Raw genomic sequence first — 20,018 nt, forward strand, 5'->3', positions numbered from 1 at the left:
CCTTTCACAGCCCGTCGGTTACGGACCGGGAGTCGGGAAGCTGTTGGACGGGACGGCCACCTCACGAGGCGCGGACGCGGTACCCGGGGGAAGGAGATCGGTGTCGGGACGACATCGCACGTCGTCGGTGGTGGAGGCCGGCGCCCGGCGCAGGGCCCCGCGGCGGTCGCCGACCATCCCGGCGGCCAGGGTGGTGCCGTCCGCCGGGTCGATGATCAGCAGCGAGCCGACCGCACCCCCGGGCCGGAACGGCTCCACCGGGACGGGTTCGACCGTGCGCAGCGTGACCTGGGCGATGTCGTTGAGGGACAACACGTTCGGCGCCTCGACCTCGGCCAGGGTGTCGATGTCCAGCCGGTGGTCGACGGATCCGACGATGACCCGGTAGGTCGCCGTCCCGTACCGCAGCAGAGCGCGCAGGCCGGGCCGCAGACCTTTGTCGGCCAACTGCGTCACCGTCACCGAGAACTCGGTGACGACCTCCGGCGCATCGGCTACACCCGAGATCAGATCTCCGCGCGACAGGTCGACGTCGTCGGCCAGCAGCAGGGTGACCGAGTCCCCGGCGACGGCGACATCCACAACCCCGTCGGCGGTGTCGATGGCCGAGACGACGCTGCGCCGCCCGGACGGCAGCACCACGATCTCGTCACCGGGCCGCACGCTCCCGGCGGTGACCCGGCCGGCGTACCCGCGGTAGTCCGGGTAGGCCTCCGACCGGGGCCGGATGACGTACTGCACCGGGAAGCGCAGGGCCCCGGCACTGGCCGTGTCGGTCAGTTCGACCTGCTCGAGGTGTTCCAGGATGCTCGGGCCGGTGTACCAGTCGATCCGCTCCGACCGGGTCACCACGTTGTCGCCGTGCAGCGCCGAGATCGGGATCGCGGTGATCTCGCCGATCCCGAGATCAACCGCGTACCGGTCGAACTCGGCGGCGATGGTGTCGAACACCTGCTCGTCGAAGTCGACCAGGTCGATCTTGTTGACCGCCAGCAGCAGGTGCGGGACGCCCAGCAGGGCGGCCACCGCGGCGTGCCGACGGGTCTGGGCGACCACACCGGTGCGGGCATCCACCAGGATGATGACCAGGTCGGCGGTGGAGGCACCGGTGACGGTGTTCCGGGTGTACTGCACGTGTCCGGGGGTGTCGGCCAGGATGAAACTGCGGACCCCGGTGGCGAAGTACCGGTAGGCCACGTCGATGGTGATGCCCTGTTCGCGTTCGGCCCGCAGTCCGTCGACCAGGAGCGAGAGGTCGGGACTGTCCAGCCCTCTCGCTGCCGAGGTTCGTTCCACCGCGTCGAGCTGGTCCGAGAGCACGGACTTGGAGTCGTGCAGCAACCGGCCGACCAGGGTGGACTTGCCGTCGTCGACTGAACCGGCGGTCGCGAACCGCAGCAACCCCCGGGGCGGGGACGACGACGCGCGATCACGGTCGGAGGCTGGGAGTTTCGGTTCGGTCATGAGGATCTCGCCCGTCATTTCGACCATTAGAAGTAGCCTTCCTTCTTGCGGTCTTCCATGGCCGCCTCGCTGAGCTTGTCGTCGGCACGGGTCGCGCCACGCTCGGTGATCCGGGTCGCGATGATCTCCTCGATCACCGACCCGACGTCGGATGCCGACGACTCCACCGCGCCGGTGCACGACATGTCCCCGACCGTGCGGTACCGGACCTGTCGATACTCCAGCACTTCGGAACCGACCGGGCCACCCCACTGTCCCGGCGCCAGCCACATACCGTTGCGCAGGAACACTTCGCGCTGGTGGGCGTAGTAGATGTCCGGCAGCACGATCTGTTCCGCTTCGATGTAGTTCCAGACATCCAGCTCGGTCCAATTCGAGATCGGGAACACCCGGACGTGCTCGCCCGGCGCGTGCCGGCCGTTGTACAGATCCCACAGCTCCGGTCGCTGACGACGGGGATCCCAGCCGCCGAACGCGTCTCGCAGCGAGAAGATCCGCTCCTTGGCCCGCGAGCGTTCCTCGTCGCGGCGGGCACCACCGATGACGGCGTCGAATCGCTCGTCGGCGATGGTGTCGACCAACGGGACGGTCTGCAGTGGGTTGCGGGTTCCGTCCGGACGTTCGGTCAGCCGCCCGTCATCGATCCAGTCCTGGACATGGGCGACCTTCAGCCGGAAGTCGCCGTCGGCGACCACGGCATCGCGGTAGGCGATGACCTCGGGAAAGTTGTGCCCGGTGTCCACGTGCAGCAACGAGAACGGGATGGGCGCCGGATGGAAGGCCTTGCGCGCCAGGTGCAACACCAGGATCGAGTCCTTGCCGCCGGAGAACAGGATCACCGGCCGCTCGAACTCGCCGGCCACCTCCCGGAGGATGTGGATGGCCTCCGATTCCAGCGCACGCAGGTGGCCCCGGGCGTGGCCGGCCGCGGACAGCCCGGCAATGGCCTCGAGTGTCACCGTTGTACTCCTTCCCGGGCCAGCAGGCCCAGCAGCCGATCGACCGCACCGGCCTGGTCGACCACGGCGGTGTCGATCCGCAGTTCCGGGTTCTCCGGGATCTCGTAGGGGTCGTCGACCCCGGTCATCGAAGTGATCTCGCCGCGGAACGCTTTGGCGTACAGCCCCTTGACGTCCCTCTCGGCGCAGACCTCGACCGGGGTCGAGACGTGCACCAGGGCGAAGGCGGTCCCGTGGGCGGCGTGGTGCGCCCGCACCTTGTCCCGCGCCGCGGCGTAGGGCGCGATCACCGGGACGATGACGACCACCCCGTGCCGGGCCAGCAGTTCCGCGACGAACCCGATCCGGTCGACGTGAGTGTCCCGGTCGGCCCGGGTGAACCCGAGGCCGGCCGACAGATGCGTCCGGACCTCGTCACCGTCGAGGATCTCGACATCGACCCCGGCCCCGCGGAGCTTCTCGGCCACCGCGAAAGCCAAGGTCGTCTTGCCGGCACTCGGCAGTCCGGTCAGCCAGAGGGTCAGGCCGTCGGCGCTGGGCGCCAACGTCTTCGCCTCGGCGGTCTGCGTGCTCGTCATGTGTGCAACCCACATTCGGTCTTGGTCAGGCCGGCCCAGCGACCGGCTCTGGCGTCTTCGCCGGGGGCAACCCGGCGGGTGCAGGGCTCGCACCCGATCGACGGGTACTCGTTCGACAGCAACGGGTTCACCAGAACGTTGTTCTCCACGATGTAGCGGTCGACGTCCTCGTCGGACCATGCGGCCAGCGGAGCGATCTTGACCCGCCCCCGCTTGACGTCGAACGAGACGACGGGGGTGTCGGCCCGCGCAGCCGACTCGGCCCGTCGCAGCCCGGTGGCCCAGGCGTCGTACCCGCTCATGGCCGCATTCAGCGGAGCCACCTTCCGCAACGCGCAGCACAGATCGGGGTTGCGGGAGAACAGGTCCGGCCCGTACTGCGCGTCCTGTTCGGCCACCGTCTGCAACGGCAGCAGCCGCCGCAGCGTGATGTCGTAAACCGCTTCGACGGCGTCGGCGGTGCCGATCGTTTCGATGAAGTGGTAGCCGGTTTCCAGGAACAGCACGTCGATACCCGGTTTGACCTGGGCCGCGAGGTGCGCGAGCACCGTGTCCTGCATGGACGCCGTCACGGCCAGCCCGTCGCCGAATTCCTCCGCCGCCCAGCCGAGGATCTCCCGGGCGGTGGCCCCTTCGAGGTCGGTCGCGCCCCGGGCAGCCACGGCCGCCAGGTCCTCCGGCGAACGCACCGTGGTGATCATTCGGATGCTCCTTCCAGAGCCGAGGTATCGCTGGGGGCACCCGCGCCGGCGGAATCTCCGGCGGGGCGTCCGGAATCGGGCCCGCCCGCGCCGGCCAGACCGATGAATCGGACGGCGAACACGCGCCGGCAGTCGCGGCAGCTCCACGCGCCGTGGGACTCCTCGTGCGGCCACAGGTTCGTCTCACCGCAGTAGGGGCAGTACTGCGCCGGAGCCCGGTTCTCGCTCATGCCGGATCCTGACGGCGGCCGGGCCGTCGCCTCATCGGAGAGCGTCCTCGTCCGATCGCGCGACCCAGCTGGCGAACCGTTCGCCCGGTTCACGAGATGCGGTGTAGGAGTTGACGATCCGTTCCACGTAGTCGGGCAGCTCGTCGCCGGTGATCTTGTGGCCGCGGACCTTGCGGCCGAATCCGGCGTCCAACCCGAGACCGCCGCCCAGGTGCACCTGGAAACCCTCCACCTGCTCGCCGTCGGCATCGGTGACGATCATTCCCTTGAGCCCGATGTCGGCGATCTGCGTGCGCGCGCAGGCATTCGGGCAGCCGTTGATGTTGATCGTGAGCGGCACGTCGAGGTCTCCCAGGCGCCGCTCCAATTCGTCGACCAGGGCGATACCGCGGGCCTTGGTCTCCACGATGGCCAGCTTGCAGAACTCCAAGCCGGTGCAGGCCATCATGTTCCGACGGAAGGTGCTGGGGGTGGTCGAGAGTCCCAACTCGGCCAGTCCGGCCTGCAGCGAGTCCAACCGGTCGGCCTCGATGTCCAGGATCACCAGCGACTGCTCGGTGGTGGCCCGCAGACGGGAGGACCCGTGGGCCTCGACCAGGTCGGCCAGGTCGGTGAGCAGCTTCCCGCTCACCCGGCCGACGGTCGGCGCGATGCCCACGTAGAAGCGGCCGTCGTTCTGGAGGTGCACGCCGACGTGGTCCCGCGGCCCGTCGTACACCGGCGGGGCGTCGCCGTCGGTCAGTGTCCGGTGCAGGTACTCGGTTTCCAGCACCTCACGGAACTTGGCGATACCCCAGTCGCCGACCAGGAATTTCAGCCGCGCGCGGTTGCGCAGCCGGCGATACCCGTAGTCACGGAAGATCGAGATGACACCCTTCCAGATCTCCGGGATCTCCTCCAGGGTGGCGAACACACCGAGGCGCTGGGCCAGCATCGGGTTGGTCGACAGCCCGCCGCCCACCCAGACGTCGAACCCGGGGCCGAGTTCCGGATGTACGGTGCCGATGAAGGAGATGTCGTTGATCTCGTGGGCGACGTCCTGACGGGGCGACCCGGAGATGGCGGTCTTGAACTTGCGGGGCAGGTTCGAGAACTCGTCGGTCCCGATGAACTTCTCCAGGATGGCCTGCATGGCCGGGGTACCGTCGATGATCTCGTCGGCCGCGATGCCGGCCAGCGGAGATCCGAGCACCACCCGCGGGACGTCGCCACAGGCCTCGGCGGTGCTGAGCCCGACCCCTTCCAGGGCCTCCCAGATGTCCGGAACGTCCTCGATGCGGACCCAGTGCAGCTGGATGTTCTGCCGGTCGGTCAGATCGGCCGTGTCCCGGGCGTACCGGGTGGACACCTGGCCGATGGTGCGCAGCGCGTCCGTGGTCAGCAGCCCACCGTCGACACGGACCCGCAGCATGAAGAACGGATCCTCGAGCTCGTGCGGTTCCAGGACGGCCGTGCGGCCGCCGTCGATGCCCGGCGCGCGCTGGGTGTACAGACCCCACCAGCGGAAGCGGCCCCGGAGGTCGCCCGGGTCGATGCCGTCGAAACCGGTGTACCGGTAGATGTTCTCGATCCGCGACCGGCAGTGCAGCCCGTCATCGTCCTTCTTCATCCGCTCGTTGGGGTTCAGCGGCTCCCGGTGACCGAGCGCCCATTGACCCTGGCCGCGGCCCGCGTCAGGACGTTTGCGGGCCGGACGCGGCGCGCCCGCCGGGCGCGCGGCCGCGCCGTCGTTCCCGACGGCGGGTGCGGTGGCGTGATCGGACGCGATGGTCCGGAGTGAAGCAGCAGGCACGGGGCAGTCCTTGCGGAATTGGCCTGGGCGTGCCTCGACAGATACAAGTCAGTCCGGAATCGGCGATCCGGCGCCATCGAGGAACACCCGACGGCTCGATGAGCGGCGGGATTCAGCGAATGGCGCGACAGGCAGAGCTGGCGACGCGCACGAGGTCAACCTCGCGCCGGCACACCAGAGGCACTCCCTGAACGGACATGTCTGGCAGCATACCGTCCCCGGGCCGATTCGACCCCATGCCTCGTTTCACTGGTTGGGATGCTCGTTCAGTCCGTGGGAGAGATCGGGAGGCGGAGCCAGCCCGGAGCGCCTCCGGCGCCACTGTCGGTCCCCCCGGGCATGCTGCGTGTCATGAACGCGACCGGACTTCTGATCGGCGCCCTGCTGCTGGTGGTCGGCATCGGCATCGGCATCGCCCTGGCCGCCGGCTGGTGGCGCCCCCATGCCGGGCGCGGCAATCCGACGCTCGAGGTGGCGGCGTTGTTGGCCCCGGCGTCCGATGCCCTGGTGCGGGTCGAGCAACGGCTCCGCGAGGTCGAACGCGATCGGACCGGCGCCTACGCCGGGCTCTACGAACAGGTCGCTGCGTTGCACCGCACATCGGCCGACCTCGGCCAGCAGACCCGCTCGTTGGTCAACGCTCTCCGCGCCCCGCAGGTCCGCGGTCGGTGGGGCGAGGTGCAACTGCAGCGCATCGTCGAGTTGGCCGGCATGGTCGAGCACTGCGACTTCGACACACAGGTCAGCGCGGCCGTGGCCGACGCGGCCGGAGTGCGGCCCGACATGATCGTGCGGCTGGCCGGAGGCCGACACATCCCGGTCGACGCCAAGGTCCCGTTCGATGCCTGGCTGCAGTCCCGCGAGGGGGTCGACGAGAACCGGCGGGTCCAGTTGATGACGATGCACGCCCGGGCCATGCGGGCCCACGTCGACGCCCTGGCATCGAAGGCCTACTGGCAGCACTTCCAGCCGGCTCCGGAGTTCGTGGTGATGTTCGTCCCGGGTGAGCCGTTGCTGGACGCGGCGATGACGATCGACCCCGGCCTGACGGAATACGCCTTCGCCCGGCACGTGGTGATCGCCACGCCGACCACCCTGATCGCGCTGCTGCGGACAATCGCCTTCACCTGGCGCCAGGACAAGCTCTCCGCCTCGGCCGCGTCGATCCTGGCCCTGGGGCGGGAACTGCACACCCGCCTGGCCACCCTGGGCGGACATCTGGGTCGCCTCGGGTCGAACCTGGACCGGGCGGTCGAGTCGTACAACGCCGCGGTGGGCTCGGTGGAGAGCCGCGTCTTCGTCACCGCCCGCAAGTTCAACGACCTCGGGGTGACGACCGGTGATCTGCCCGGCCCGGAGCCGGTGCAGACCGCGGCGCGGCGGGTGCAGGCGGCCGAATGGATCGAGGAGCCGTCGCGGAGGCGGCCCACCCTGGAGGACGTGGCGTCCGGCGTGCTGCGATCGGGCCCCCAGGCCGAGGACGAGGCGGCCGGCTGACCGGCCTGGGCACGACGGACCTGCGCACGGAGCCCCGCCCGGCATGACCCGAACGGGCTCTCCGGCGGCGCCAATCACCGAGAATTGACGTCGGCCCGTTACCGTGGAGGGGTGAACATGCCTGCGCCGCGCCCGGCGACCTCCCGGCCGACCGTGGTCAACGCGTCCGCGGTGCCCACCATCACCGGTCTGCGGGCCTGGGGTGCGGTTCTGGTCGCGGTCGTGCTGACGGCCGCCGGAGCCACTTTCGACGGTCTGGTCAACGGCGTCGTCACCTGGGGCTTCAAGATCGGATTCGTGCTCGGGGTCTGCCTGGCCGCCGTCCTGGTCCGGCGCGGATCGATCTTCACGGCCATGGTGCAGCCGCCTCTGGTGATGGTCGTCATCATCTTCATCGCGCTGCGCCTGATCGCCTCGCCCAACACCCGGACGACCATCACCCTGATTCAGGTCGTGGACGCGTTCCCGACCATGTTGATCGGCACCGTGCTGGCCGTGCTGCTGTGCGTGGTCCGGATCTTCGCGCAGCCGCTCCGGAATTCGCGCAAGACACCGATGGCGCACCCTTCGCACGCCTGATCGATCTCACGACGCCTGATCGATCTCAGGACCGACGAGTCGCCCAGGAACCTCGGCGTCACACCTGCGGTGAACCGGCCGGCCGCAGATCCTTGCGCAATTCCTTGGGCAGCGAGAAGGTCAGCGTCTCGGTCGCCGCGGTGAACTCCTGGACGTCGGCGTAGCCACGCTGGGCCAGCCAGTCCAGGACCCCTTCGACCAGGTCCTCCGGCACCGAGGCGCCCGAGGTGACGCCCACGGTGTTGACGTCGGCGAGCCACGCCTCGTCGATCTCGTGGGCGAAGTCGACCAGGTAGGACGTCCGGGCGCCGGCATCCAGGGCGACCTCCACCAGCCGCACCGAGTTCGACGAGTTCTGCGAGCCGACGACGATGACCAGGTCGCAGTCGGCGGCGATCTGCTTCACCACCTCCTGACGGTTCTGCGTGGCGTAGCAGATGTCGTCGCTGGGCGGCGCACTCATCAGCGGGAAACGGCGCCGCAGCAGGTCGACCGTCTCGAGCGTCTCGTCCACCGAGAGCGTGGTCTGGGACAGCCAGATCACCTTCTCCGGATCACGGACGTCGACCCGGTCCACATCGGACGCGTCGTGCACCAGCTGGATGACGTCCGGAGCCTCGCCCTGGGTGCCTTCGACCTCCTCATGGCCGCGATGGCCGATCAGCAGGATGTCGTAACCCTCGGAGGCGAACTTCCGGGCTTCCTTGTGCACCTTGGTCACCAGCGGGCAGGTGGCGTCGATCACGCGAAGCTCACGCTTGGCCGCTTCTTCGTGGACGGCCGGTGAGACCCCGTGGGCGGAGAACACGACCAGGGCCCCCTCCGGGACCTCGTCGGTTTCCTCGACGAAGATCGCCCCCCGCGATTCCAGCGTCGCCACGACGTGCTTGTTGTGGACGATCTGCTTGCGCACGTAGACCGGGGCGCCGTACTGCTCGAGCGCTTTCTCCACCGTCACGACCGCTCGGTCGACACCGGCGCAGTATCCACGCGGGCGGGCCAGCAGGACTCGTTTGGTGGGGCTCATGGGACCCATCGTAGGCGGGTCGGGCCCGCGGGCCGGATCACCGCGGACCGAGCCGGAGCGAACCCGGACAACCACCGGCGCCGACGATGAGGCACTGTAGATGCCATGGCCATCACGTTGCCCTTCGGTGTCCGCGTCGCCGTCGGCGTCCTCGGCGCCGCCGTCGACCGTCTCGTCACCCTGCCCAGAGAACTCCCCGCCATCGGCGTCTCCCTGGCCGGCCAGGCCGTCCGGACCTCGCTGCGTGTCCAGCAGGAGCTGGCCGAACTGGCCACCCGCGGGGACGAACTGCTCTCCGGCATCACCGGCCGACCCGAGGAGCACCCGGCGTGGGCCACCTTCGACGACGAGGAGGAGGCGACCCCCGGACCCGACGCCCCGACCGCGAACCCCGCCGCCGGCTCGCCCGCGTCCGCCCCTGGCCCGCGGAAGCCGCGGCCGGCCCGGCGCCCGACCGCGACCGCTGATCCTGACCAGCCGCCGACGCCCTCACCGACGCCCATCCGGGGCGATCACCTGTTCAGCCTGGCCGAGCTCAAGGATCGGTTGCAGGACATGGACATCACGGTCGTCCAGGAGTTGCTGGTGCTGGAACGGTCCGGCCCTGGCCGGGCGGCCTACCTGACCCTCCTGGAGAACCGGCTCACCACTCTCGGCCAGCAGAACGGGCAACCGCAGTCGTCGTGAACCGCCCAACCCCTCCGGGCGCCGATCCGGCGGCCCCGCTCCCCCGTCCGCTCAAGGCCGGCGACACGTCCCGGGAGAACCCCTGGCCGGTGCGGGCCCTCTCGCAACGGATGGTCGAGTACGTCTCCAAGGCCCCGGCCGCCTGGATCGAGGGCCAGATCGCGCAGCTGAGCGTGCGGGCGTCCACCGTGTACCTGACCCTGCGCGATCCGCTGGTCGACCTCTCGATCAGCGTCACCTGCTCCAAGAACCTGCTCGCCGCTCAGGCCGCGCCGCCGGCCGAGGGTTCCCGGGTGGTGGTGCACGGCCAGTTCGAGTTCTACGCACCCCGCGGGTCACTGAGCTTCCGCGTCGACCAACTGCACCCGGTCGGGCTCGGCGAACTCCTGGCCCGCCTGGAGCGGCTGCGCCGGCTGCTCGCGGCCGAGGGCCTGACCGCCCGGGAGCGCAAGAAGCCGCTGCCGTTCCTGCCCCGCACCGTCGGGTTGATCACCGGGCGAGCCAGCGCCGCCGAGTCCGACGTGCTGGCCAACGCCAGGGCTCGTTGGCCGGCCGTCCGGTTCCGCATCGAGAACACTCCGGTGCAGGGCATCACCGCGGTCACCTCGATGATCGAGGCCCTGCAGCGGCTGGACCGGGACCCCGAGGTCGACGTGATCGTGCTGGCCCGCGGCGGCGGCAGCGTCGAGGATCTGCTGCCGTTCTCCGACGAGGCACTGTGCCGCGCGGTGGTCGACTGCCGGACCCCGGTGGTGTCGGCCGTCGGCCACGAACCTGACCACCCGATCGTCGACGACGTGGCCGACGTCCGGTGTTCGACACCGACCGACGCCGGCAAGCGCATCGTGCCCGATGCCGCGGCCGAGCTGCGCGGCGTCGAACAGCTCCGGATGCGGGGCCGCCGGGCGCTGACCAACTGGGTGCAGACCGAGGCGGCAAGGCTGGCCCGCCTCACCGCGGCCACCGTGCTCACCGATCCGCTCGGCCCGATCGAGATCAGGGCCGAGCAGGTGGCGCGGGCCCGGCAGCGCGGACGAGCCGTCATCGCCGGCACCCTGGACGGAATCGAACGTGATCTGGCCCACCGCCGGGCCCAGCTGCTCGCGCTCGGCCCGGCGGCCACCCTGGCCCGCGGGTACGCGGTCGTCCAGGTCGGAGCCCACGTCCTGCGATCGGTACACCAGGCGCCGGACGGTACAGCGCTCCGGATCCGGGTCGCTGACGGCGTGGTGCGGGCCCGGAGTTCGGGGCCGGAGAATGAAGAACCGACCCCCGACGCCGAGGTCGCCGCCGATCGCACCCCAACCAGCCGCAGAAAGTCGAGTCGACCATGAGCCCGAAGGCCGCATCCGGTCCCGACGCCCCCCGCCCCGCCGATCAGCCGGCCGCGGCGCCGGAGTCGTCGATGAGCCCGGCGACCTACGAGCTGGCCAAGGACGAACTGGCCACCGTGGTCGCGAAACTCGAGTCCGGCGGGCTCAGCCTGGACGAGTCCCTGACCCTCTGGGAGCGAGGCGAACATCTCGCCGCCGTCTGCAACCGGTTCCTGGACGGTGCACGGGAGCGGGTCGAGAAAGCACTCGCCGCCGCGGACGAGACCGAGTAGCTCAACCCGCGACGGCCGCCGCCAGCTGCTGGAACTCCGCCGTGGTCGCGCTGCCGGTGATCAGGAAGGTCACCGACTTCTCGGTCCGCGACCAGGCCACCTCGTGACGAACCCCGGGACTGATCGTCCAGACCGCGCCGCCCGCCGTCACCGATCCTGTGGTCGAGCCATCGGCGCCCTGCAGCTCGGCCGTCAGCACCGCGGTCGGTTCGCCGGAGGATTCGATCAGCGTGATGTACGAGCCGCTCGGGGTCTGCCACCCGCCGCGCACGGTGGGCGGCGCCTCCGGGGTACCGGGCGGATCGGTGATCGAGAACGAACTGCCCTGCCAGGTGGCCGGGATCCCCTTCGGAACCGTGACGGTGAACCCAGCGACCCGACCGGCGGTGCCGAAGTCGCCGACGACGTCGGTGGCGATGATGTGCCCGCCCGTCGCCTTGCCCGGCGAGAAACTGAACCCGCCCTCCAGCAGGACGAACGCCAGTACCGCCACCACGATGACGCCCATCGAGATGGTCATGTCCCGGACGGTCTTGTTCCTGCGATCAGCCACCCGTCCATGCTGTCACAGCCGACGCGAGGAGCCGGTCGGGGCGAAGTTGCCCGGTTCGGTTGTGACGCAGATCGGAGGGCCACGGGTAGCAGCGCCCGATCGGGCCCGGATAGCGTGGCGGACATGGCAGAACACAATGGCGCGTTCCCCAGTGCGAACGGCACCGCCCCCACCGACAGCCCGACCGCCCCGTCCACCGACGGCGCGTTCCGGATCGAACACGACACCATGGGTGAGGTCCGGGTTCCGGCAGCCGCGCGCTACCAGGCGCAGACCCAGCGAGCGGTGGAGAACTTTCCGATCTCCGGCCGCGGGCTGGAGCGCGGCCAGATCAGGGCCCTGGCCCTGATCAAGGCAGCGGCGGCTGCGGTGAACGCCGAACTGGGTGTGGTCGACGCCGAGGTCGCCGCCGCCATCGGAGCGGCCGCCGAGCGGGTTGCGTCCGGCGAATTCGACGCCGACTTCCCGATCGATGTCTTCCAGACCGGCTCCGGGACCAGCTCGAACATGAACACCAACGAGGTGCTGGCCACCCTGGCCACCGAGTCGCTGGGCCGCCGGGTCCACCCCAACGACCACGTCAACGCCTCCCAGTCGTCCAACGACGTCTTCCCCACCTCCATCCACGTGGCCGCCACCGAAGGGGTCGTGGTCGACCTGGTCCCGGCCCTGCAGCATCTGGCCGCCGCCCTGGAGGACAAGTCGGCGGAATGGGCCACCGTCGTGAAATCGGGCCGGACCCACTTGATGGACGCCACCCCGGTCACCCTCGGCCAGGAGTTCGGCGGGTACGCGGCTCAGATCCGCGGCGGCGTCGCGCGTCTGCAGTCCAGCCTGCCGCGACTGGCCGAACTGCCGCTCGGTGGCACCGCCGTCGGTACCGGCATCAACACCCCGCCCGGCTTCTCGCCCGCCGTGATCGCCAAGCTGGCCGATGCCACTGGGCTGCCGTTCACCGAGGCGCGCAACCACTTCGAGGCTCAGGGAGCCTGCGACCGGCTGGTCGAGACGTCCGGACAGCTGCGGAGCGTCGCGGTGGCCCTGGTCAAGATCTGCAACGACATCCGCTGGATGGGCTCTGGCCCGCGGGCCGGTCTGGCCGAGATCCATCTGCCCGACCTACAGCCGGGCAGCTCGATCATGCCGGGCAAGGTGAACCCGGTGCTGCCGGAAGCGGCCGCGATGGTGGCCGCCCAGGTGATCGGCAACGATGCCACGGTCGCGTTCGCCGGCACCACGGGGTCGTTCGAGCTCAACGTGATGCTTCCGGTGATCGCCCGCAATCTGCTGGAGTCCATCCGGCTGCTGGCCGCGGTCACCCGCCTGCTGGCCGACCGCTGCATCTCCGGCATCGTCGCCGATGAGGAGCGGTGCCGCGTCTACGCCGAGTCGTCCCCGTCGATCGTGACGCCGCTGAACAAGTACATCGGCTACGAGGAAGCGGCATCGGTCGCCAAGCAGGCGCTCAAGGAGAGCAAGACCATCAAGGCCGTCGTCACCGAGCGTGGGCACGTCGAGAACGGCAAGCTGACCGCCGAGCAGCTCGACGCCGCTCTGGACGTCCTCTCGATGACGCACCCGTAGTACGCGAGGTGGCGTCGCCGGCTGGTCCCGGTGTGCCGCGGCGGCGGTGGCTCGGGTTCAGGCCCGCGTGGCCGCCGCCGCACCGCGTCATCGGCACCACGTCATCCCTGCCAGGTCATCCGCACCATGTCATCCCGGCCACACCACTTCGCCGCCGCCGCACCGGTTCTCCCGTCGGGAGCCGGTGTGACCGCGGCGAAGTGGTGTGGGGGCGCCTGACGGGGACGGGCGACTGGGCCGACCGCTCACCCGCCGTACCACCGCTCAGCGACCAGCGCCACCGCTCAGCGACCAGCGCCACCGCTCAGCGGCTGTGCCGACCACCGGAGTCGTCGTCCTCTGGGTTGTCGAAGAACGGCGGGCTCCATTGAGCCGTACCCGGGTCGGCGTCTTCCGCGTCCGGTGCCGGCGTCGAACCAGGAGCGGCAGCGGCCGGACCCGAGGTGAAGTCCGGGGTCCAGGCGCCGGTCGGCGGTCCACCCGGCTGGTCAGGGGCCGGATTGAGCGGCACCCCCTGCCCGAGGTTGGACGTCGGCAGGTCACCGGTGCTGTCCGTGCGGTACCGCTGGCCGGACAGCAGACCCGGGTTGTCCGGGTTGTCCCGACCGGCCAGCAGCCCGTGCTCCCCCGGGTTGTATCCCCCGTAGCCGCCGGGCTCACCGGCCGGCGGCGGCCCGATGTAGGCCGTGGGAGCGTCGGAGTTCGCAGCCGCCACGGCACCGGCCGAGCGGTTCTGTTCGGCCGCCGCCCCCTCGGCCAGGAGCCGGTCCTTCTCGCGCATTTCGTCGGCCAGCCGGGACCGTCGGCGGCGCAGCATGTAGACCGCGAAGCCGATCCACAGCAGGATCACCAGGCCGAGCACGTACCAGGGCCAGACCGGCTTGCTGCTGCCCGTGTTCGTCACCGGTACGACCGCGGCGGCGGATGTGGTGGCCGGGGCGGTCGATTGCGGGGCCGACGAAACCGGCGCCGAGGAAACCGTGGGGACGGCGACGATCGCGCTGCTGGCCGGGGCACTGGACGCGGCCGTCGTGGAACTGGCGATGGCCGTGGTGGCCGGTTTGCTGTTGGTCGGGATCGCGGTCACCGCGAAGGTGGCGATGCCGATGACGTTCGACTTCTGCCCGATGGCCCGCAGGATGTGCGTACCCGGGGCAGTGCTGGTCGGCACGGTGAACTTGGCGTCGACGATGCCGTCGGCATCGGCGCGCACGGCAGGCAGTTTCGTCGAGTCCAGGCTCAGTGCGACCGGTTCATCCTTCTTGAATCCGGCGAAGAGCACCTCCTGCTGGCCTCCGGCGCGGATCGACGTGGACCTGATCGTCTTCGGCTGCACCGTGGTCGGCGCGCCGACCAGAGTGCTGGTGACGATCGGCTGAGAGGTGGTGGAGGGGGTGGTCGTGGTGCTGGTCGTGGTCGCGGTGGTTGGCGTCAACGTGGGGGACGTCGACGTGGACGCGACGGCGTAGGTCAGCGGGACCGAGAGGCTCTGACTGGCATCGTTCCCGCTGTCCACCACCGTGTACACCGCGCAGACGACCCGCGAACAGTCGAGCGCGTCGGAGGCCGAGTTCGAGGCGGGCAGGGTCAGACTGACGGAGAACACGCCCCCGGGCGCCCACTGGGCGACCACCGGGCCGGAACCCGCGGTGCCGCCGGTGCCGTCCACGGTGATGTGGGCCCAGGACAGGCTGGTGTTCGAGTTCGGGATGGCACCCCCGACACAGTCGGCCAGGCTGGCCGGAGCCTTGCCGTCCGCGTGGCAGATCGCGACGTACAGGCCGTCGGTGATCTTGAACCCCTTGCCGGAGACCTTGATCGTGCCGCCGGTGGCGCTCAGACCGCTGGCCGGGTCGACCGTCAGGGTGGCCGACCCACTGCTAGTGGTGGACGGCGCAGCGACCGCCGCCGTCGGACTCGCGGCGGCCTGAGCGCTCGGGTTCAGTCCGATGAGCAGGCCTACGGCCAGTGTCGCGACCGCCGCCAGGGCGGCCGCGACACGGGCGGACAACGCCGCCGCGAAGCGGCGTCGGAACGAGGTGGCGACGTGTTCTGCGGGGGTCACCGGTTCATTTTGTCGTACCGGAGCCCTGGTCCCTGGCCGTTGCCGACCCCGGGAGGCACATCACACGTCGTCCCGACGGGGTGACCGGAGCGTTCTCACGCAAGCTCCGGGAACTCCAGCAGCTCCGTGACCAGCGCCGCAATAGGGGATCGTTCGGATCTGGTCAGCGTGACGTGCGCGAACAGCGGGTGTCCCTTCAGCGCCTCGATCACGGCTGCGATTCCGTCGTGTCGCCCGACCAGAAGGTTGTCCCGCTGGGCGACGTCATGGGTCAGCACGACCCGCGAGTTGGACCCGAGCCGGGACAGCACGGTGAGTAGCACGTTGCGCTCCAGCGACTGGGCCTCGTCGACGATGACGAAGGAGTCGTGCAAAGACCGCCCCCGGATGTGGGTGAGCGGCAGCACCTCCAGCATCCCCCGCGCGATCACCTCCTCCACCACGGCCGGCGAGGCGATGGCCGAGAGGGTGTCGAACACAGCCTGGGCCCACGGCTGCATCTTGTCGTTCTCGCTGCCCGGCAGGTAGCCCAGCTCCTGGCCCCCGACCGCGTAGAGCGGTCGGAAGACGACCACTTTGCGGTGCGCGCGACGCTCCATCACCAGGTCGAGTCCGGCGCACAGGGCGAGCGCGGACTTGCCGGTGCCGGCCCGACCGCCGAGCGAGACGATGCCGACCTCGTCGTCCATGAGCAGATCCAGGGCGATGCGCTGTTCGGCCGACCTTCCCCGGAGGCCGAACGCCTCCTTCTCGCCGCGGACCAACCGGATCTGCTTGCCGGAGGTGACCCGTCCCAGGGCCGACCCGGTCGGCGTGATCAGCTTGACGCCGGTGTGGCAGGGCAGATCCCGGGCCACATCGGAGTCGATCAGGCCGGTGTGGAACAAGGTGTCGACCTGCTCGGTGCCGACCTCGATCTCGGCCATCCCGGTCCACCCGGACGATACGACGTCCTGCGCCCGGTACTCGTCCGCGGTCAGACCGACCGCCGACGCCTTCACCCGCAACGGCATGTCCTTGGACACCAGGGTGACGTTCTTGCCCTCGGCGGCCAGATTGAGGGCGCAGGCCAGGATGCGGGAGTCGTTGCTCTCGTTGCGGAAGCCGGCCGGCAGCAACCGCGGATCGGTGTGGTTCAACTCGACGTGCATCGTGCCGCCGGAATCGTCCTGACCGACCGGGATCGGCGCGTCCAATCGGCCGTGCTCGATGCGCAGGTCGTCGAGCATGCGCAGGGCCTGACGGGCGAAGTACCCCAACTCCGGGTGGTGCCGCTTGGCCTCGAGTTCCCCGATCACCACCAGCGGCAGTACCACCTCGTGTTCGGCGAACTTCGTGAGCGCCCACGGATCGGAGAGCAGGACCGACGTGTCGATCACGTAGGTCCGGCGGGCCTGGCCGGCGGCGTCAGGGGCGGAGGCGGCTACGTCCGACGGCTCGGCAGGCGTCGGCGTGGAGGTCGGGGAGACGGAACGACGTGGGACCACGAACAGCTCCTTGACGACGCGGGCACGCGCGCCTGGCAGAGTGGGCCGGTGGTCCCGACGGGGATCCGGCGCTGGGCCGGCCCCCCGAGGGGCCCGGTACCGGCCCCCTGTCATCGAGGTGCTGGAATATTCCGGCACTGTCCAATCGGGGCCTCCCGTGTGACCCGCAGAACTGCGGTGCACTCCTGGGACGCTACCGCCGAGACCCTCGCCGACACGTCAGAAACGCGAACGACGGCGTGAACATCAGGTTTCAGCCGTGGGCACCGGCGTCGGCGGAGCCGGCGCACCGTGGTGGTCGCCGGCCGCGGGACGCTCGTGAGCGGGAGCCGCCCCGTCGGCCCTGGACGGGTTCAGCTGGGACAGATCGATGGGGCCGGTGGTGACGCCGACCGGCGCGTCGGCCGGCATCCCGGCCACCGCCGCCGTACCGACCGGCCTGGGCAGCACCACGGTCATGGTCAGGCCGCCACCGGGCGCGTTGGCGGCCAGTATCCGGCCGCCGTGGGACCGGACGATGGCCGCCACGATCGACAGACCCAGCCCGCTGCCGCCGTTCTCCCGCGACCGCGACTCGTCCTCCCGGAAGAACCGGTCGAACAACCGGGGCAGCGCCTCGGGCGACACCCCTGGTCCGTCGTCGGTCACGGTCACGGCCACCTCGTCGTGTCCCGGCAGTACCGACACCGTGGCCGTGGTGCCGGGCGGGGTGTGAGTCCGCACGTTGGAGAGCAGGTTGGCGAAGAGCTGGTGCAGTCGCAACCGGTCACCGACCACCACGGTGGGCCGGGTCGCCCCGACCAGCCGCCAGGTGCGGCTGGAATCGATGACGGCGGCGTCGTCGACCACACCCACCAGCAGTTGCGCCAGGTCGACCGGCTCGTGCTCGCGGGGCTGCTCGGCGTCGGCCTTGATCAACGTGAGCAGATCTTCGACCAGACCGCCCATCCGCCGGGCCTCGAATCCCATTCGGTCCATGGCCCTGGCCACCGCGGCCTCGTCGGGCAGCATCCCGGCCTTGTAGAGCTCGGAGTAGCCCCGCACCGCGGCCACCGGGGTGCGCAACTCGTGCGAGGCGTCGGCGACGAACTGCCGCAGACGTGCCTCGTTGCGTTGCTGCTCATCCAGCAGGCCCCCGATACCGTCCAGCATGCCGTTGAACGCCGTCCCCAGCCGGCCGATCTCGGTACTCGGGTCGCCCGGAGTGACGCGACGGTCAAGATCGCCGTCGGCGATGTCGTCGGCCGTGTTGGCCATGATCTCCAGCGGCTTGAGCTCGCGGCGGATGATCAGGCTGGCGATGAAGCCCAGCAGTACCAGCAGGCCGATCGACACCAGCAGCTCCAGCAGGATCAGGCTGCGCACCGTTCCCGACACGTCGTCGAGGCCGACCCAGGCCACCAGGTAGGCGGTGTTCCCCAACCCGTCGGTGCCCTGGGCGGCGAAGATCCGGTAGCGGGTCGGCCCACCGTCGGCGTCCCCGACGGTTGCCGGCTCGTTCGTCGGCGGTTCGCTGCCGATCGCCGGATTGCCGGTCCGGTCCCGTGTCGGGGGCAGGATCACCTTGGCGATTCCGCCGGCCGACACGATCGACCAGCCGACCTCGCCGCTGAGCGGGGTCGACGAGGCGGCCTGGGTCAGGGCGTTGGTCGACGTTCGGCCGCTGACCACGATCGCCTTGACGGCGCTGGTCAGGGTGGCGTCCCGATCCGTGAGCAACGAGGCCCGGACACTCAACGGCAGTACGACGTCCACCGCGACCAGGCCGATGGCCGACACGGCCACGACCAGGAGGATCAATCGGGCCCGTAGTCCCCAACGGGCCCGAACGGGAACCGGCGCGGACATCAGGACGTCCCGGCGATCCGGAAGGATCCCGCCATCAGCGCTTCGGGACCCGCAGCACGTAACCGAAGCCGCGGTGGGTGTGGATCAGCGGCTCGCCGGTGGCGTCCACCTTGCGCCGCAGGTACGAGATGTAGGTCGCCACGACCGAGTCGTCACCGTAGAAGTCGGTGCCCCAGACCGCGTCCAGCAACTGCTGGCGGGAGAGCACCACGTTGGCGTTGATCATCAGGTGGCGGAGCATCTTGTACTCGGTGGGCGCCAGTTCGATCGGCACTCCGGCCCGCGTCACCTGGTAGGTCTCCGGGTCCAGTTCCAGGTCGGCGACCTTGAGCACCCCGTCGGTGGCCAGGTCCGGGCGGACGCGGCGCAGGACCGCGCTGACCCGAGCGGCCAGCTCCTCCAGCCCGAACGGCTTGGTCACGTAGTCGTCGCCGCCGGCCGACAGCCCGGCGATCTTGTCGGCCGGGGTGTCCCGGGCCGACAGGAAGACCACGCCGGCGTCGATCCCGGCCGCGCGCAGCCGGCGCATCACCTCCAGGCCGTCGAAATCGGGGAGCATGATGTCCAGGATGATCAGGTCGGGCCGCACGTCGGTGGCCACCCGCACGGCTTCGCGGCCGCTGGAGGCGACGCTGACGTCGTACCCGAGGAAACGCATCGACGTGGCCACGATGTCCTGCAGGGACGGCTCGTCATCCACGACCAGCAACTTCGACTGCCCCGTCATGTACTCACTTCTTCATCGTCTCGAATGGTCAACGGCTCGGTCCGAGCACCGCGGGCGGACGTGCCTGCGGTGGCCGCCATGAGTAGAACATCCCAGCCCAACGGGAAAAACCCTGCCGTGCCCCTGTGAACCGGATGGGAGCTTGCGCTCGCGTCGAGATCGACCCCGTCCCGGTCAGTGGGACGGCGCCGTGGTCACCACCACGATCAAACCGCTGACCACCAACAGCGTGCCGGCCCAGGTCCAGAGATTGGTGCGCTCGCCCAGGATGATCGAGCTGGCCACCAGGATGGCCACGAAGCCGACGGCGTTGAACGGGTAGGCCACGCTGAGCGGTACCCGGGACAGGGTGACCAACCAGGCCACCGCCGAGACACCGAAGATCACCAGGCCGCCGAGGATCCACGGCGAGGTGGCGGCGACCAGGATCATCGACCGGCCGCTCTCGGCGGAGTTGGTCTTGGCCAGGTTCATCCCGTTCTTCAGCATCAGCTGACCGGTCGCGGCCAGGGCCACGGCCACCAGCAGGATTCCGAAACTGGCGAGATTCATACGTCCTCCTCTGCTGACTGGCGTGGTGGCTTCCGGCGACGCGGCGGCCGGCTCGATCGACGACATGGCTCGGCCTTCCCGG

The 20,018-nt window shown here is 70.1% G+C and carries 19 protein-coding genes; 6 read left to right on the plus strand and 13 right to left on the minus strand.

Translation table 11 applies throughout. The features are described from left to right. Window positions 1-18: 18 nt before the first annotated feature. From BLS97_RS02260 to BLS97_RS02285, 6 genes are read right to left on the minus strand one after another with little or no spacing between them, the layout of a single operon-like run. Window positions 19-1,482: a sulfate adenylyltransferase subunit 1 gene (locus BLS97_RS02260; protein ID WP_231988313.1), complete on the minus strand. Its 1,464-nt coding sequence runs from the start codon at window positions 1,480-1,482 to the stop codon at window positions 19-21. An 8-nt stretch (window positions 1,483-1,490) separates the two neighbouring features. Then, the gene (cysD, locus tag BLS97_RS02265) at window positions 1,491-2,423 is read right to left on the minus strand and encodes a sulfate adenylyltransferase subunit CysD (protein WP_090474379.1); all 933 of its coding nucleotides are present in this window, start codon (window positions 2,421-2,423) and stop codon (window positions 1,491-1,493) included. Then, window positions 2,420-3,001 carry an adenylyl-sulfate kinase gene (gene cysC, locus BLS97_RS02270; protein ID WP_090474381.1) on the minus strand — a complete coding sequence of 194 codons (582 nt, stop codon included), beginning with the start codon at window positions 2,999-3,001 and terminating at the stop codon, window positions 2,420-2,422. Before cysC ends, cysD begins: the two co-directional genes overlap by 4 nt. Beyond that, on the minus strand, window positions 2,998-3,702 hold the full coding sequence (locus BLS97_RS02275) for a phosphoadenylyl-sulfate reductase (RefSeq protein WP_090474382.1): 705 nt from the start codon (window positions 3,700-3,702) through the stop codon (window positions 2,998-3,000). The genes cysC and BLS97_RS02275 overlap by 4 nt, the downstream gene beginning before the upstream one ends. Continuing rightward, on the minus strand, window positions 3,699-3,932 hold the full coding sequence (locus BLS97_RS02280) for a hypothetical protein (protein ID WP_090474383.1): 234 nt from the start codon (window positions 3,930-3,932) through the stop codon (window positions 3,699-3,701). The genes BLS97_RS02275 and BLS97_RS02280 overlap by 4 nt, the downstream gene beginning before the upstream one ends. A gap of 31 nt (window positions 3,933-3,963) precedes the next feature. Next, window positions 3,964-5,724 (minus strand): nitrite/sulfite reductase, encoded by a 1,761-nt coding sequence (locus BLS97_RS02285; RefSeq protein WP_231988314.1) that lies wholly within the window; start codon window positions 5,722-5,724, stop codon window positions 3,964-3,966. A 351-nt stretch (window positions 5,725-6,075) separates the two neighbouring features. Here BLS97_RS02285 and BLS97_RS02290 point away from each other — a divergent pair, with 351 nt between their 5' ends. Continuing rightward, entirely contained in the window at window positions 6,076-7,221 is a 1,146-nt protein-coding gene (locus BLS97_RS02290; protein ID WP_090481119.1) for a DNA recombination protein RmuC, read from the plus strand. A 117-nt stretch (window positions 7,222-7,338) separates the two neighbouring features. Continuing rightward, entirely contained in the window at window positions 7,339-7,800 is a 462-nt protein-coding gene (locus tag BLS97_RS02295) for a DUF6542 domain-containing protein (protein WP_331710770.1), read from the plus strand. A 58-nt stretch (window positions 7,801-7,858) separates the two neighbouring features. Here the strand turns inward: BLS97_RS02295 and BLS97_RS02300 are convergent, their stop codons facing one another. Further along, on the minus strand, window positions 7,859-8,827 hold the full coding sequence (locus BLS97_RS02300) for a 4-hydroxy-3-methylbut-2-enyl diphosphate reductase (protein ID WP_090474389.1): 969 nt from the start codon (window positions 8,825-8,827) through the stop codon (window positions 7,859-7,861). Window positions 8,828-8,932: 105 nt separating this feature from the next. Between BLS97_RS02300 and BLS97_RS02305 the strand changes: the two genes are divergently transcribed. From BLS97_RS02305 to BLS97_RS02315, 3 genes are read left to right on the plus strand one after another with little or no spacing between them, the layout of a single operon-like run. Further along, window positions 8,933-9,514, plus strand: coding sequence for a lipid droplet-associated protein (locus BLS97_RS02305; RefSeq protein ID WP_090474391.1), 582 nt, complete (start codon window positions 8,933-8,935; stop codon window positions 9,512-9,514). Continuing rightward, the gene (gene xseA / locus BLS97_RS02310) at window positions 9,511-10,848 is read left to right on the plus strand and encodes an exodeoxyribonuclease VII large subunit (protein WP_090474393.1); all 1,338 of its coding nucleotides are present in this window, start codon (window positions 9,511-9,513) and stop codon (window positions 10,846-10,848) included. The genes BLS97_RS02305 and xseA overlap by 4 nt, the downstream gene beginning before the upstream one ends. Next, a complete protein-coding gene (locus BLS97_RS02315; RefSeq protein WP_090474395.1) occupies window positions 10,845-11,120 on the plus strand; it encodes an exodeoxyribonuclease VII small subunit in 276 nt (91 codons plus the stop codon). The genes xseA and BLS97_RS02315 overlap by 4 nt, the downstream gene beginning before the upstream one ends. Window position 11,121: 1 nt before the next feature. On the opposite strand, the gene BLS97_RS02320 is transcribed toward BLS97_RS02315, so the two are convergent. Beyond that, entirely contained in the window at window positions 11,122-11,673 is a 552-nt protein-coding gene (locus tag BLS97_RS02320) for a DUF4245 domain-containing protein (protein ID WP_157695124.1), read from the minus strand. Window positions 11,674-11,796: 123 nt separating this feature from the next. Between BLS97_RS02320 and BLS97_RS02325 the strand changes: the two genes are divergently transcribed. Next, window positions 11,797-13,257, plus strand: coding sequence for a class II fumarate hydratase (locus BLS97_RS02325; protein ID WP_090474397.1), 1,461 nt, complete (start codon window positions 11,797-11,799; stop codon window positions 13,255-13,257). Between the two features lie 304 nt (window positions 13,258-13,561). Here the strand turns inward: BLS97_RS02325 and BLS97_RS02330 are convergent, their stop codons facing one another. The 5 genes from BLS97_RS02330 to BLS97_RS02350 all read right to left on the minus strand — a co-directional run bounded on the left by BLS97_RS02330 (window position 13,562) and on the right by BLS97_RS02350 (window position 19,936). Then, window positions 13,562-15,322 (minus strand): hypothetical protein, encoded by a 1,761-nt coding sequence (locus BLS97_RS02330; protein WP_090474399.1) that lies wholly within the window; start codon window positions 15,320-15,322, stop codon window positions 13,562-13,564. A 95-nt stretch (window positions 15,323-15,417) separates the two neighbouring features. Then, window positions 15,418-16,701 (minus strand): PhoH family protein, encoded by a 1,284-nt coding sequence (locus tag BLS97_RS02335; RefSeq protein WP_197676540.1) that lies wholly within the window; start codon window positions 16,699-16,701, stop codon window positions 15,418-15,420. 354 nt (window positions 16,702-17,055) lie between these two features. Then, window positions 17,056-18,657 (minus strand): sensor histidine kinase, encoded by a 1,602-nt coding sequence (locus tag BLS97_RS02340; protein ID WP_090474403.1) that lies wholly within the window; start codon window positions 18,655-18,657, stop codon window positions 17,056-17,058. Window positions 18,658-18,691: 34 nt separating this feature from the next. Next, the gene (locus BLS97_RS02345; protein WP_090474404.1) at window positions 18,692-19,384 is read right to left on the minus strand and encodes a response regulator transcription factor; all 693 of its coding nucleotides are present in this window, start codon (window positions 19,382-19,384) and stop codon (window positions 18,692-18,694) included. Window positions 19,385-19,558: 174 nt separating this feature from the next. Further along, complete coding sequence (locus BLS97_RS02350; protein ID WP_090481122.1) at window positions 19,559-19,936, minus strand: DMT family transporter; 378 nt, start codon at window positions 19,934-19,936, stop codon at window positions 19,559-19,561. Between the last annotated feature and the right edge of the window lie 82 nt (window positions 19,937-20,018).

Origin of the sequence: Nakamurella panacisegetis, assembly GCF_900104535.1 — a bacterium.
Taxonomy (GTDB): Bacteria; Actinomycetota; Actinomycetes; order Mycobacteriales; family Nakamurellaceae; genus Nakamurella; species Nakamurella panacisegetis.

What these genes read in the sequence shown, in the direction of transcription:
- BLS97_RS02325 (WP_090474397.1), top strand. Translation starts at nt 11,797, where the DNA reads ATGGCAGAACACAATGGCGCGTTCCCCAGTGCGAACGGCACCGCCCCC.
- BLS97_RS02290 (WP_090481119.1), top strand. Translation starts at nt 6,076, where the DNA reads ATGAACGCGACCGGACTTCTGATCGGCGCCCTGCTGCTGGTGGTCGGC.
- BLS97_RS02350 (WP_090481122.1), bottom strand. Translation starts at nt 19,936, where the DNA reads ATGAATCTCGCCAGTTTCGGAATCCTGCTGGTGGCCGTGGCCCTGGCC.
- BLS97_RS02300 (WP_090474389.1), bottom strand. Translation starts at nt 8,827, where the DNA reads ATGAGCCCCACCAAACGAGTCCTGCTGGCCCGCCCGCGTGGATACTGC.
- BLS97_RS02295 (WP_331710770.1), top strand. Translation starts at nt 7,339, where the DNA reads ATGCCTGCGCCGCGCCCGGCGACCTCCCGGCCGACCGTGGTCAACGCG.
- BLS97_RS02315 (WP_090474395.1), top strand. Translation starts at nt 10,845, where the DNA reads ATGAGCCCGAAGGCCGCATCCGGTCCCGACGCCCCCCGCCCCGCCGAT.
- BLS97_RS02345 (WP_090474404.1), bottom strand. Translation starts at nt 19,384, where the DNA reads ATGACGGGGCAGTCGAAGTTGCTGGTCGTGGATGACGAGCCGTCCCTG.
- BLS97_RS02280 (WP_090474383.1), bottom strand. Translation starts at nt 3,932, where the DNA reads ATGAGCGAGAACCGGGCTCCGGCGCAGTACTGCCCCTACTGCGGTGAG.
- BLS97_RS02305 (WP_090474391.1), top strand. Translation starts at nt 8,933, where the DNA reads ATGGCCATCACGTTGCCCTTCGGTGTCCGCGTCGCCGTCGGCGTCCTC.
- BLS97_RS02260 (WP_231988313.1), bottom strand. Translation starts at nt 1,482, where the DNA reads ATGACGGGCGAGATCCTCATGACCGAACCGAAACTCCCAGCCTCCGAC.
- BLS97_RS02340 (WP_090474403.1), bottom strand. Translation starts at nt 18,657, where the DNA reads ATGTCCGCGCCGGTTCCCGTTCGGGCCCGTTGGGGACTACGGGCCCGA.
- cysC (WP_090474381.1), bottom strand. Translation starts at nt 3,001, where the DNA reads ATGACGAGCACGCAGACCGCCGAGGCGAAGACGTTGGCGCCCAGCGCC.
- BLS97_RS02275 (WP_090474382.1), bottom strand. Translation starts at nt 3,702, where the DNA reads ATGATCACCACGGTGCGTTCGCCGGAGGACCTGGCGGCCGTGGCTGCC.